17 protein-coding genes and 1 tRNA gene are annotated in these 11287 nt (G+C 60.5%); 7 read left to right on the top strand and 11 right to left on the bottom strand.

The features are described from left to right. From ACILRA_RS12615 to ACILRA_RS12605, 3 genes are all read right to left on the bottom strand, one after another. The coding region (locus tag ACILRA_RS12615) for a dihydropteroate synthase (protein WP_395662448.1) at window positions 1-307 on the bottom strand (307 nt) is incomplete at its 3' end. Further along, window positions 304-603: a virulence factor gene (locus ACILRA_RS12610; protein ID WP_395662447.1), complete on the bottom strand. Its 300-nt coding sequence runs from the start codon at window positions 601-603 to the stop codon at window positions 304-306. The genes ACILRA_RS12615 and ACILRA_RS12610, both read right to left, overlap by 4 nt. Before the next feature lie 100 nt (window positions 604-703). Further along, window positions 704-961, bottom strand: coding sequence for a GlsB/YeaQ/YmgE family stress response membrane protein (locus ACILRA_RS12605; protein ID WP_395662446.1), 258 nt, complete (start codon window positions 959-961; stop codon window positions 704-706). Window positions 962-1086: 125 nt separating this feature from the next. Between ACILRA_RS12605 and ACILRA_RS12600 the strand changes: the two genes are divergently transcribed. Then, window positions 1087-1560, top strand: coding sequence for a YidB family protein (locus ACILRA_RS12600; protein ID WP_395662445.1), 474 nt, complete (start codon window positions 1087-1089; stop codon window positions 1558-1560). A 384-nt stretch (window positions 1561-1944) separates the two neighbouring features. Here the strand turns inward: ACILRA_RS12600 and ACILRA_RS12595 are convergent, their stop codons facing one another. Genes ACILRA_RS12595 through ACILRA_RS12565 form a run of 7 tightly spaced genes read right to left on the bottom strand, consistent with a single transcriptional unit; the run spans window position 1945 to window position 6688 of the window. Further along, window positions 1945-3168, bottom strand: a complete 1224-nt coding sequence (locus tag ACILRA_RS12595) for a CaiB/BaiF CoA transferase family protein (protein WP_395662444.1) — start codon at window positions 3166-3168, stop codon at window positions 1945-1947. Between the two features lie 57 nt (window positions 3169-3225). Further along, window positions 3226-3681 carry a hypothetical protein gene (locus tag ACILRA_RS12590; RefSeq protein WP_395662443.1) on the bottom strand — a complete coding sequence of 152 codons (456 nt, stop codon included), beginning with the start codon at window positions 3679-3681 and terminating at the stop codon, window positions 3226-3228. Window positions 3682-3732: 51 nt separating this feature from the next. Further along, a complete protein-coding gene (locus ACILRA_RS12585) occupies window positions 3733-4179 on the bottom strand; it encodes a low molecular weight phosphatase family protein (RefSeq protein ID WP_395662442.1) in 447 nt (148 codons plus the stop codon). 10 nt (window positions 4180-4189) lie between these two features. Further along, on the bottom strand, window positions 4190-4705 hold the full coding sequence (locus tag ACILRA_RS12580) for a UPF0262 family protein (protein WP_395662441.1): 516 nt from the start codon (window positions 4703-4705) through the stop codon (window positions 4190-4192). Between the two features lie 33 nt (window positions 4706-4738). Then, window positions 4739-5185, bottom strand: coding sequence for a DUF2948 family protein (locus tag ACILRA_RS12575; protein ID WP_395662440.1), 447 nt, complete (start codon window positions 5183-5185; stop codon window positions 4739-4741). A 6-nt stretch (window positions 5186-5191) separates the two neighbouring features. Further along, on the bottom strand, window positions 5192-6481 hold the full coding sequence (gene murA, locus ACILRA_RS12570; protein ID WP_395662439.1) for a UDP-N-acetylglucosamine 1-carboxyvinyltransferase: 1290 nt from the start codon (window positions 6479-6481) through the stop codon (window positions 5192-5194). Window positions 6482-6532: 51 nt separating this feature from the next. Continuing rightward, on the bottom strand, window positions 6533-6688 hold the full coding sequence (locus ACILRA_RS12565; protein ID WP_395662438.1) for a hypothetical protein: 156 nt from the start codon (window positions 6686-6688) through the stop codon (window positions 6533-6535). A 99-nt stretch (window positions 6689-6787) separates the two neighbouring features. Here ACILRA_RS12565 and ACILRA_RS12560 point away from each other — a divergent pair. The 3 genes from ACILRA_RS12560 (at window position 6788) to ACILRA_RS12550 (ending at window position 8646) form a co-directional block, all read left to right on the top strand. After that, window positions 6788-6862 (top strand) — tRNA-Thr (locus tag ACILRA_RS12560). Between the two features lie 117 nt (window positions 6863-6979). Further along, entirely contained in the window at window positions 6980-8197 is a 1218-nt protein-coding gene (locus ACILRA_RS12555; protein ID WP_395662437.1) for a tyrosine-type recombinase/integrase, read from the top strand. A 128-nt stretch (window positions 8198-8325) separates the two neighbouring features. Continuing rightward, a complete protein-coding gene (locus tag ACILRA_RS12550) occupies window positions 8326-8646 on the top strand; it encodes a hypothetical protein (RefSeq protein WP_395662436.1) in 321 nt (106 codons plus the stop codon). 369 nt (window positions 8647-9015) lie between these two features. On the opposite strand, the gene ACILRA_RS12545 is transcribed toward ACILRA_RS12550, so the two are convergent. After that, complete coding sequence (locus tag ACILRA_RS12545) at window positions 9016-9264, bottom strand: hypothetical protein (protein ID WP_395662435.1); 249 nt, start codon at window positions 9262-9264, stop codon at window positions 9016-9018. A gap of 607 nt (window positions 9265-9871) precedes the next feature. Here ACILRA_RS12545 and tnpA point away from each other — a divergent pair. The 3 genes from tnpA to ACILRA_RS12530 all read left to right on the top strand — a co-directional run. After that, a complete protein-coding gene (gene tnpA, locus ACILRA_RS12540) occupies window positions 9872-10279 on the top strand; it encodes an IS66-like element accessory protein TnpA (protein WP_395662434.1) in 408 nt (135 codons plus the stop codon). Next, entirely contained in the window at window positions 10276-10629 is a 354-nt protein-coding gene (tnpB, locus tag ACILRA_RS12535; RefSeq protein ID WP_395662433.1) for an IS66 family insertion sequence element accessory protein TnpB, read from the top strand. The genes tnpA and tnpB overlap by 4 nt, the downstream gene beginning before the upstream one ends. A 63-nt stretch (window positions 10630-10692) precedes the next feature. Then, window positions 10693-11287 (top strand): IS66 family transposase zinc-finger binding domain-containing protein (locus ACILRA_RS12530; protein WP_395662432.1); only part of this gene is annotated, 595 nt, incomplete at its 3' end.

Genomic DNA, 11287 nt, shown 5'->3' with positions numbered 1-11287 from the left:
CGGATGAGTCGATGCACAGCGGCAGGTCGCAGATCGACTGCACGATCTCGATGGTGTGGCGCAGCAGCGGCGGCTCGGTTTCATTGGGGTTCACGGCGGTGACGCCGGCGTTTACGTCAAGGATATGAGCGCCAGCTGCCATCTGGGCCAGCGCGTCCTTGGTGACGGTGTCGAAATTGCCGGCCTGCATCTCGGCGGCCAGCTTCTTGCGGCCCGTGGGGTTGATGCGCTCGCCAATGACCGTGAAGGGCCGGTCGAAGCCGATGATGTGCTCACGCGTGGCGGACGCGACGAGGGTATGGGTCATTGGGCTTTGCCTCCCTTGGCAATGAGTGTCTTGAGCTTGTCTTGCGTGAATTCGGCTTCGAGGCTGGCTTTGGCCTGTTCGACCTCCGCCAGGAGATCGTCACCCACGGCTACGGGCTCGGCCCGGCGCCAGTCGGCGAGGTAGCTGTCGGTATCTGAGGCGCCGCCGCGCATGGCGGCCATGTCGATCGCCTCCTGGAAGCGATCGCTGAGCATGCGCTTTTCTTCCTTGCGGCCGGCCTTGACGGAGACCGCGGAGGGAATGTCGCGCCAGTAGGTGATGATGAGATTTGCCATGATGGCAAGCTATATGCCCCGTCCGGCACGGGGCAGATAGCCTGAAAGCGACATGCGAAATGGGCGGGACGAAGCCCCGCCCCGCCGGAGGGTGGCCTCTTCAGGCCGCCCGCTTCTTGGCGATCATGCCCCAGACGGCCAGCACGATCACGGCGCCCACGATGGCGCCGATAAAGCCCGCTCCTTCGCCTGGCCCGTACAAGCCCAGTGACTGGCCGAGCCAGCTGGCCACGAAAGCGCCGACGATGCCGAGAATGGTGGTCAGGATGAAGCCCGAAGGCTCATTCGGGCCGGGCATGAGAAACTTTGCAACAATGCCCGCGACGAAACCGATGATGATTGTCCAAAGAATTGACATCTATATCCCCTATGGTTTTTCAGGCTAGGCTTCCGTGGCGGTGGGGAGAACTTCCCGTTCCACCGCCGATTGCAGTCCAGGCGGCCACGGCCACCTGAAACGAAACCATATCGCTGGAGTGTGACATGTCAAATCGCATGCCTTCCCTCGCCGCACTGCTGGGACTCGTTGCCATCGCCGGATACCAGAACCGGGACAAGATCGGGGACTTCATCAAGAACATGCAGCATCCGGCCCCGCCCGCTGGCGGCGATGCCAGCGCCCCCGGCCGCCTCGGGCAGCCAGCCGACATGACGGGCACGGGCTATGGCGGCGGTGGCTCCGTGCTCGGAGGCTTGGGCGACCTGATCGACCAGTTCCGCAACGCGGGCCTCGGCAAGAAGGCCGACAGCTGGGTGGCAGCCGGCCAGAACGAACCGGTGGGCGAGGAGGAGGTCGGAAAGGCGCTGGGCCCCGACCTGCTCGACATGCTGGCAAAGCAGACGGGGCTCGACCGCGCGGAACTGTTGAAGCGGCTTTCGCAGGTGCTGCCGGAGGCGGTGGACAACATGACGCCGGACGGCCGCCTGCCGCCCGCCCCGCGCCACGGCGCTGCGTAAGCATCTCGCTTTTTTCGGACGACGGATGCCCGGGTTTCGGCCCGGGCATTTTTTGTTTGACTTTATTCCTAGATAGTGGTAGGTATGTATTCCTTGTGCGTGCCTGCTGCTGATTGACATTGTGAATCTGTTTTTCGGGGTTCGCCCCATCCACCCCCTTCGCCCCACGGATGTGAGGGAGAGGGTAGGGGTGAGGGGGTGTGTCCGCGGGTGAGAACGTGAGAAGGCAGGACTCGCGGAGGCACCCCCTCACCCTGCCCTCTCCCCCGGCGGGGGAGAGGGATGACCGGGTTGCGTGAACCTATTCCTCTCCCCGGCGGGGGAGAGGGATGACCGGGCTGTGTGCACCTATTCCTCGACCCCGGTTAGCGAGAGGAATAGGGGTTACCCGATCACCCCGGCCTTGCGCAGGCGGGTGAGGTCCTCCGTGGAAAGGCCGAGGTGTTCCGTCAGCACCTTGCCGGTTCCATCGCCCAGCCGCGGCGGGGCCTTGTCGTATTGGATGGGGGTTTGCGAGAAGACGATGGGGTTGGCCACACCCGGCACCTGCACGCCATCATCCCGCGTGAGGCCGATCTGCAGGCCGCGCGCCAGGACCTGATCGTTGGCGAAGACCTGGTCGATGGTGTTGATGGGGCCGCAGGGGATGGCCGCACTCTCGAAGGCTGCAACCCACTCGGCGGTGGTGCGGGCCTTCATCGGTTCGACGAGCATCGGGATCAGCTCGGCGCGGTTCACCACGCGGCCGCGGTTCAACCGGAAGCGCTCATCCTCCGCGAGGTGTGCCAGCCCGAGGATGGCGCAATATTCCTTGAACTGACGATCTGTCGCCACCGCCATGATGATGTGGCCGTCTTTCGTGGTGAAGGTCTGGTAGGGCACGATGTTGGGGTGCGCGTTGCCGAGCCGTGTTGGCGCCTTGCCGCCGACCAGGTAGTTGAGCGCCTGGTTGGCGAGGACGCCCACCTGCGAATCAAGCAGTGCCACGTCGATGTACTGCCCTTCGCCGGTGCGTTCCCGGTGGTAAAGTGCTGCCTGGATGCCGATGGTGCAGTAAAGGCCGGTGAAGATGTCGGCGAAGGCCACGCCCACCTTCATGGGCTCCGCCCCCGGTTCACCGTCCGGCTGGCCCGTGACCGACATGATGCCGCCCATGCCCTGGATCATGAAGTCGTAGCCCGCACGCTGGGCGTAGGGGCCGTTCTGGCCGAAGCCTGTGAGCGAGCAGTAGATGAGGCGCGGATTGACCGCCTTCAGGCTCTCATAGTCGAGGCCGTATTTCTTCAGGCCGCCGACCTTGAAGTTCTCCATCACGATGTCGGACTTCGCGGCAAGCTCGCGGATCAGGGCCTGGCCTTCCGGTGTGGCCATGTCGATGGCCACCGACCACTTGCCGCGGTTGGCGGAGAGGAAATAGGCGGCATCGCCCTTCGTGCCATCGGGGTTGGTGATGAAGGGCGGCCCCCAGCCGCGCGTGTCGTCGCCCTCGCCGGGCTTCTCGATCTTGATCACCTCGGCACCCAAGTCGGCGAGGATTTGCGTGGCCCAGGGACCGGCGAGCACGCGGCTGAGATCAAGGACGCGAAGACCGGTGAGCGGACCTGGCATGATGAGGGAACTCCTGTTTGGGAAACTGCTTCTAGCCCCGGCAACGGCGCTTCGCCATCAATGGTCGAGCAGTTCCGCCCACAGCGCATCGTCGATGTCGATGCCGTTCGCCTCGGCCAGTGCCAGCTTTTCGGCATAGGGGTTCTTGTGACGCTCGCCGCCGACCGCGAAGGACGGGTCGACCGGGCAGCCCAGCCCCATGTCTTCGCGCACCGCGAAGGGCAGCATGAACAGGCCGTGGCGCACGTTGCGCAGGAAGGCGCGGCCATTGGCCTTGACCTCTGCCATGATGGCGGGGGCAAGGAAGGCGCAGGAGACCTCCTGAAGGTCGAGGCCCAGCGCATCCCGCACGAGGGTGAGGCTTTGGCGCTCGTCACCCAGCGCCTCGGCCAGAAGCTTGAAGCCCGTATAGCCGCAAGACTGCAGCCAGACCGTGGCCCAGGCGATGTCCCGCGGGGCGGGGTGGCCGATGTTGCGCAGGCGGATGGCGAGCCGGTTCTCCGCGGCTTTCATGTCAGTGTGCATGGCAAGACAGATACGCGGTTTCGGCGAGGCCGCCAACCCTCACACCCCGCCAGCCCCGACATGGCCGAAGCGCTGGCAGATGCGGCGGGCCAGCTGGTCGCGCACCTCGCGGTAGCTGTCGAGGATCTGCTCCCGGCTGCCCGCGGTGATGGAGGGGTCCATGGTGGGCCAGTATTCCGCCTCGATCGCCATGGTGCGGGTCATCTCCAGCGCGCGGTGATGGGCTTCGGGCGAGAGCGAGATGACGACGTCGAAGCTCGAATCCTCGAGATCGCCGAAGCCTTGCGGGCGGTGCTTGCCCAGGTCGATGCCCATCTCGTCCATGACGGCGGCGACGAAGGGGTCGGGCGTTCCGGGCTTCACCCCGCAGGAGGCGACATAGACGCGGTGGCCATAGAAATGCTTCATGATGGCAGCCGCCATCACCGAACGGATCACGTTCTGGGTGCAGGCAAAAAGGACGGCGCTGGGAAGGTCTCCCGCCATCTGGATTGCCTCACCCGCGCCAGTGCAGGACGCAGACGAGGGTGAAGAGGCGGCGGGCCGTGTCGAAATCGACCTCCACCTTGCCGTTGAGCCTTTCGCGCAGAAGTTCGCTGCCTTCGTTGTGGAGGCCGCGCCGGGCCATGTCGATGGTCTCGATCTGGCTGGGCGTGGCGGTGCGGATCGCCTGGTAATAGCTTTCGCAGATCATGAAGTAGTCCTTCACGATCCGCCGGAAGGGCGACATGGACAGGCCGATCAGCGTGAGGCGTTCCTCTGCCTCGCTCAGCACGTCGAAGATCAGCCGGCCATCCGCCGTCGACAGGCGGAGGCGGTAGGGACCTTGCGGATGCGCGGCGAGGGTGAAGCTGTTTTCCTCCACGAGGTCATAGATCGCCACGCGGCGCTCATGCTCGGCCTCCGGCGAGGGGCCGGGGCCGATGCTGGAATCAAGCTCCACCGCGCACAGGCGCGATGTGGGCTTGGCCGGGGATTGATCCGGGGATGTGTCCGGCGAATTGTCCGTCATGGTGTGAGCATAGCCGCCCGCAAACCCTATAGGCTAGAGGCTGGCGTCTTCTTCGCTGTCGTCATCATCCAGCGGATGCTGCGGCACGCCCTGCGCGGCCCAGGCGGGGCCGAGATCGCCCATCTGGCATTCCAGGCATTCGACGGCGAGGCGCACTGTCGCACCCTCCGAGAAGGTGAGCAGCAGCTCGCCCGAGGGTGCATCGGTTTCGGCGAAGGTGATCGAAAGCAGGGAGAGGACCTCGTCCTTTTCCAGATGGCGCATGTTCAGGGTCTTGACGGACAGCACGCGGCCAAAGTGCAGGCCGGTGCGGCGGCGCTGCGGCGTGTCTGCCCCGTCCCAGGCGAAGCGGTTGGCAATGAGGACGAACTGCTTTCGCTTGGGATCATAGCGCATGTCTCCGGCCAGCAGCACCGCATCCTGCATCTGGGCGGAGATGACGGCCAGGTCCTCAAGGTCGAGTGCGGACAGCTTCAGCATGCCGCGTCAGCCTGAAATGCGCGTCACGTCGGCGCCGCAGGCCGACAGCTTCTCTTCCAGCGTCTCGAAGCCGCGGTCGAGGTGGTAGACGCGGTTGATCATCGTCTCGCCTTCGGCGGCCAGACCAGCGATCACCAGCGAGACCGAAGCGCGCAGGTCAGTCGCCATGACGGGGGCGCCGGTGAGCTTCTTCACCCCGCGCACCTCCGCCGTGTCGCCGTGGAGGTGGATGTCAGCGCCGAGGCGGGCCAGTTCCTGCACATGCATGAAGCGGTTCTCGAAGATCGTCTCGCGGATCATGCTGGTGCCGCCGGCCATGGTCATCAGCGCCATGAGCTGGGCCTGGCAGTCAGTCGGGAAGCCGGGGAAGGGCTGGGTCTCGACGCTGAGCGGGCGCAGCGCCTGGCCATTGCGGTGGATGCGCACACCCTCGTTGACGGCCTCGACGCCGATGCCGGCGCTGCGCATCACCTCGATCACGGCGCCGATATGCCCTGCATTGGCATCCTTGAGCAGAACGTCGCCGCCCGTCATGCCCACGCACATCGCATAGGTGCCGGTCTCGATGCGGTCCGGGATCACGCTGTGCTCCGCGCCGGTCAGGCTGGTGACACCCTTGATGCGCAAGGTGGAGCTATGGATGCCCTCGATCTTCGCACCCATCTTGACGAGGCACTCCGCCACATCGCCGATCTCGGGCTCGTAGGCGGCATTCTCGATCACCGTATCGCCATCCGCCATCACCGCCGCCATCAGCGCGGCATGGGTGGCCCCGACCGACACCTTGTCGAAGACGATATGCGCACCCTTGAGGCCCTTGCGCGCCCTGGCCAGCACATAGCCGCCCTCGATCACGATCTCGGCGCCGAGCTTCTCCATGGCCATGAGGTGCATGTCCACGGGCCTCGTTCCGATGGCGCAGCCGCCGGGCAGCGACACCTTCGCCTCCCCGCAGCGGGCAAGCAGCGGGCCCAGCACCCAGAAGCTGGCGCGCATCTTGGAGACAAGCTCATAGGGTGCGGTGGTATCTGCGATGTCACGGGCGGTGAGGTGCATGACGTCGCCCGCCATGCCGTTCTGGCCGGCGCGCTTGCCCGCCACCATGATGTCGATGCCGTGGTTCTGCAGGATGCGCTGCAGCAGGCGCACGTCCGCCAGGCGCGGAACGTTGGAGAGGGTGAGCGTGCCCGGCGTGAGCAGCGAGACGATCATCAGCGGCAGGGCCGCGTTCTTGGCGCCCGAGACCGGAATGGTTCCGTTCAGGCGGTTTCCGCCGCGGATGCGGATTCGATCCATGTGTTCTCTTCCCCTGCTACTCCGGCTGCGGCGGTAACAAGCATAAAAGGCTCAATTGGGGCAACCATTGTCATCAGCTGGCGGCTTCGTGCCATTGGCGGGGGGCTTGCGGTCCTTGTCCTGCGCCTTCCGTAAGGCAATGTTGCGCTTCAGGGCCTGGGCCAGCCGCTCCTTGCGCTTCTCCGAAGTGGTTTTCATACCGGTCATTTTTCGATTTTCGGCCGTGACCCGCCAGACGTCAAGCGACGGGGTTGCGCCCGCCCGCCGCCTGTGGCATGTGTCCGCCCGCGCGAAACGCGAAGGTGCGCTGCCGTAGCTCAGTGGTAGAGCACTCCCTTGGTAAGGGAGAGGTCGGGAGTTCAATCCTCCCTGGCAGCACCATTTTTCTCAACATAAACAGATACTTACAGGAAAGTGGTAATCGCTTTGGTTGCCAAATAGCCCATATTACAGGGCTATTACGCTTTTCTCCATTACGGCACCTGCTATGATGCAAGTATGCCAAAAGACAGGGTAATCAACAGCCAGTCGTTCCAAGACGGAAAGATTGTTCTCTATCAGTTAGAGAACCGTCCGAAGCAGCTATGGTTGTGCCGACTGAAAGTGCCCAACGGGACGGGGTATCTGTATCGCGGCACTGGCACATCCGATTTCTATGAAGCCCGTAAGTTCGCGGACAATCTTTATGACGAACTGCGCTTCAAGGTGCGTTCTGGGCAGTCCGTCACGGGGCAGGACTTCAAGAAGATTTTCGCAGAGTTCACAGAGAGCTATCCACGAGAAGCGGCTTCAGAGAAAAGAGCGGCGGCAGTTTGCGAGTTCATTCGCTGCTATGCGCTGCCATATTTCTCAAAGATGAAAATCACCGAGTTGACTGAACCAGAACTCACGAAGTTCTTTGATTGGCGCAGGGTGAATTACAAGAAGAAGCCGCCCACGAACGCGACCATCGTCTCTGACCAAGGGCGATTCAAAGTCTTCACCAACTGGTGTTTCAGGCGTGGCTACATTACGAAGCAGATTCAGTTCAGAAAGCCATCAGTCCCAGACAATCGTCGCCCGCACTTTGATGGCAAGGACTGGGCAAGGCTGACGCGGTTCCTCCGTGAATGGGTGAAGGGTGCCGATGGCAAGTCAGGCGCAATCTATCGTGAGAGGGTGATGCTCACGAACTATGTCCTCATCCTAGCCAACACAGGCATCCGCGTCGGTGAAGCCAGAACCCTGAAGTGGTCAGACATAGACACCTTCATCGGAGACGACGGCAAGGAGAACATCGTTCTTCAGGTCAAGGGCAAGACTGGCGCGCGAGAGGTTGTCTCACGAACGCCAGATGTGCTGATTTACCTCCAGCGCATCCATGAACTGCGGACGAAAGAAAGTAGTGGTGAAAAGCCACCCATGACTGAACCTATCTTCGCCCACAAAGACGGGACGCCCATTCACTCGTTCAAAAAGGGCTTCAACTCACTCATCAAAGAAGCTGGCGTTGAATACGACACAAACGGGCAAAGGCGGGTCATCTATTCCTTGCGTCACACCTACGCTACCTTCCGCTTACAGGAAGGCGTCAATCACTATGTGTTAGCTCGCAACATGGGCACATCAGTCAAGATGCTGGAGAACTTCTACGGTCATACCAGCAACCGAGCGATGGCTTCTGAACTGACGAAAACCCGCTCAAAAGACCGCAAGAAATTGCCTTGGGAGGAATAGCTGGATTCAGGAGGAGCGGTTCTAAACCCTGTTCCGTAACCCTTCAGCTATCTCTGCTCATGGGCAGAAGCCACGAACTGGCACCCTGCAGGAAAATGTGCTAAAAAGACAAAAAATGGGGAATTTCGATGAGGATCTTTTTCGGTCTTCTTGCGTTTGCTGCTCTATTTTCAGTTATTCTCAAACCATCTCTAGCAGAAGATGATCTTCCAATCGACGTGGCGCTTGGAGAAACAGAAATCCACGTTCAGTCGAAAGTTGATAATGTGACAATCGATAGCGTAACGGTAAACCGAGGTAACTGTTGGATTTATCCCATCTACTTTTCGATGAAATTGCCGCATGCTCTTCGTTTTGGTGAGACACTTATCCTCATAATAGACCCAAACTGTAATCCAATAGAAATAGACGTTGAAACGGATTTAGGGCAATTCACGTTTACCGACTAACGAAGTTTGACAAGAAATAAGAATGCCACGATAAGCAGCACTCTGCGTCAACAGAGATGATAAGGCTTGAGCAATAGCGCCTGAAACGCAAGATGAAGAGTAATCATGCTATGAAACCAACATTGAGCTCCATACTCTTGATTGCTATTCTTGCCGCACTCGCCCTTGTCGGATACCAGCTTCTCAACCTCCGCGTGCTTGTACAATCGCGTACATTACTACCGAACTCTGGGCAGAGTCAGAGCTTAGAACTCGGCAACATCGTAGCGAACGGTGAAGTGCTCTGTACAACAGATGCTCAGAAAAAGGACTGTACTCCTGAGGAGCAGAACTCCACCCCATCTCAATGAGATGTTGCCAGCTGAAACTCTACTTCACCATATAGATATAGGCTTTGCTGACACCATGCAGTTCAGCCAGCTTCGCCACTGAAACGCCCTTCTTGCGCTCTGCCTTCAGCAGCTTCTTCAAGGCTATCGTTTCCTTCTTGGAACGCCGAGTTCTGGTAGCTGCTGATCTCCCATTTCCAGCTGGAAATGACTCAATCGCTGTTGCCAACTCTTGAAGGCTCGCAGCAATCTTCCGCAGCTTCTTGGAGATGGTCGTGGTTTTCGCCATTTCACTATCCAATGAAGTCTGGTCTAATTGGTTGCATTTTTACATAACTTGGTGTATATTATACTAATAGATGTTGGCATTCATTCCTCTCTCTTCCTGAATGAATCTACACACAACCTTTCCATTTCGTTTATTTGAGATGTAGCAGAATTGTCACACCACATCATCTTTGTGGTCAAAGTCAGTTCCTCAAAGACCGTGTTTTATAAATACGAATGAAGCCCTTGAAGGGCACAACTCACATACAGACTTGGTGCGGTCAGAATATCGGCACCCCAAATGTCATGGCAATGATGGCAGAATTGGAAACCCGCTTTGGTGAGAAAGCGTCCTACTGCCACTACCCACAGGAAGCGAAGGCAGTCGTATCATCAATAGTGAAACGACACCCAAAACCCACTTCTTGGTGGATGAGAGAAGAACCCCAATGGGTCAACCTTCTGGGCAGCATGAAGAAAACGAATACTATGAGAATAAACAAGGTTTCCATCGCTTCAAACGAAACACAGATGGAAAGTAAGCGCCGTCTACGCCCCATTGGATATACGGGTTTTGCCGCAGCCGCGGAGGAGAGAGTCTCGTTCTGATTCATCATGAGGAGATAGCGATGACGGATGGTTTCGAGGGTCAGATAGAGATCGTCCGTCGAACACGAGGCTACCGGCGCTGGCCGGATGATGTGAAGGCCCGGATTGTAGCGGAGAGCTTTCAGCCGGGGGTGCGGGTGGCGGATGTCGCGCGCCGTCATGGGCTGGCCTCACACCAGCTTTCGGAGTGGCGCCGGCAGGCACGGCGGGGCCTGCTGGCCTTGCCAGCGGAGATGATGGCGAGTGTTGTCGAGGACGGGGAACCTGCCTTCGTGCCGGTGATGTTGGCGCCCGAGGAGGAAGACAAGAGGCCCGCCGACGGGAGCATCACGATCGAATTTGGCGGCGGTGTGATGATGCGGGTGCCGGGCGATATTCCGGATGATCGGTTCATGGCACTGGTGCGGGCGCTGCGGAGCGGATCGTGATTGTCGCCGGCCAGCGGCTGCCGATCCTGGTTGCCACGCGGCCTGTCGACTTCCGTTGCGGCCATCAGGCCTTGGCGCTGATCGTGCAGAACGTATTGAAGCTCGATCCCTATTCGGGTGTCACAGTGATCTTCAGGTCGAAACGCGGCGACCGTCTGAAAGCCCTGGCGTGGGATGGAACAGGCCTTGTGCTGGTTTACAAAGTTCTTGAGGTCAGTGGCTTCGCATGGCCCGCGATTCAGGATGGCGTGATGACGCTTTCCCGGGCCCAGGCCGAGGCCTTGTTCGAGGGCCTCGACTGGCGCCGCGTGGTGGCGCGGCAGGTTCAGCCTCCTGCTGCGGCAGGATGACTCAGAGCGCGTATTCTTGCCTTGGGACTTGGTCTCCCGCCTCCGTGTTGCGTATGAATCGGCATGTCTTCGTCCTTCGACATCAGCCGCTTTCCTGACCTTCCGCCGGAGGTGCTGAAGGCCTTCGAGGCCCAGCAGGCAGCACTCGATGCGTCGCGGATGGAAACCATCATCGAGCGCGCGGCACGCCTCCACCACGAGGCTATCGTGTCGGAGAAGGAAGGCCTGATCGCCACGCTCAAGGAGCTCATCGAAAAGCTGGAAGGCCAGGTCGGGCAGTACCGCCGGGCAAAGTTCGGACCGAAGTCCGAGAAGCTCCATCCCGACCAGTTGCAGCTCGCGCTCGAGGACATTGAGACCGCCATTGCCGAGACCCAGGAACAGATCGCGGCGGTCGAGAAGCAAATCGAAGCCACACAGGCGGATAAGGACAAAAAACCGCGCAAGCCCCGCAAGGAACGCAAGCTTCCTGACAACCTGCCGCGTATCGAGCAGGTCATCGAGCCCGAGAGCATTGCCTGCCCCTGCGGTTGCGGCGACATGGTCAGGATTGGTGAGGACCGCTCGGAGCGCCTCGACATCATCCCCGCCCGCTATCAGGTCGTCGTGACCATCCGCCCCCGCTACGCCTGCCCCAAGGGCCGGACAGGGGTGCTTC

The sequence above is a fragment of the Aestuariivirga sp. genome (genome assembly GCF_044239095.1).
Lineage (GTDB): Bacteria > Pseudomonadota > Alphaproteobacteria > Rhizobiales > Aestuariivirgaceae > Aestuariivirga.
The sequence above is the reverse complement of the archived record's forward strand: the minus strand, read 5'-3'. Positions and strand labels throughout refer to the sequence as shown.

Coding starts and splice junctions, on each gene's coding strand:
- ACILRA_RS12610 (WP_395662447.1), bottom strand. CDS start 603: ATGGCAAATCTCATCATCACCTACTGGCGCGACATTCCCTCCGCGGTC.
- ACILRA_RS12605 (WP_395662446.1), bottom strand. CDS start 961: ATGTCAATTCTTTGGACAATCATCATCGGTTTCGTCGCGGGCATTGTT.
- ACILRA_RS12600 (WP_395662445.1), top strand. CDS start 1,087: ATGTCAAATCGCATGCCTTCCCTCGCCGCACTGCTGGGACTCGTTGCC.
- ACILRA_RS12595 (WP_395662444.1), bottom strand. CDS start 3,168: ATGCCAGGTCCGCTCACCGGTCTTCGCGTCCTTGATCTCAGCCGCGTG.
- ACILRA_RS12590 (WP_395662443.1), bottom strand. CDS start 3,681: ATGAAAGCCGCGGAGAACCGGCTCGCCATCCGCCTGCGCAACATCGGC.
- ACILRA_RS12585 (WP_395662442.1), bottom strand. CDS start 4,179: ATGGCGGGAGACCTTCCCAGCGCCGTCCTTTTTGCCTGCACCCAGAAC.
- ACILRA_RS12580 (WP_395662441.1), bottom strand. CDS start 4,705: ATGACGGACAATTCGCCGGACACATCCCCGGATCAATCCCCGGCCAAG.
- ACILRA_RS12575 (WP_395662440.1), bottom strand. CDS start 5,185: ATGCTGAAGCTGTCCGCACTCGACCTTGAGGACCTGGCCGTCATCTCC.
- murA (WP_395662439.1), bottom strand. CDS start 6,481: ATGGATCGAATCCGCATCCGCGGCGGAAACCGCCTGAACGGAACCATT.
- ACILRA_RS12565 (WP_395662438.1), bottom strand. CDS start 6,688: ATGACCGGTATGAAAACCACTTCGGAGAAGCGCAAGGAGCGGCTGGCC.
- ACILRA_RS12555 (WP_395662437.1), top strand. CDS start 6,980: ATGCCAAAAGACAGGGTAATCAACAGCCAGTCGTTCCAAGACGGAAAG.
- ACILRA_RS12550 (WP_395662436.1), top strand. CDS start 8,326: ATGAGGATCTTTTTCGGTCTTCTTGCGTTTGCTGCTCTATTTTCAGTT.
- ACILRA_RS12545 (WP_395662435.1), bottom strand. CDS start 9,264: ATGGCGAAAACCACGACCATCTCCAAGAAGCTGCGGAAGATTGCTGCG.
- tnpA (WP_395662434.1), top strand. CDS start 9,872: ATGACGGATGGTTTCGAGGGTCAGATAGAGATCGTCCGTCGAACACGA.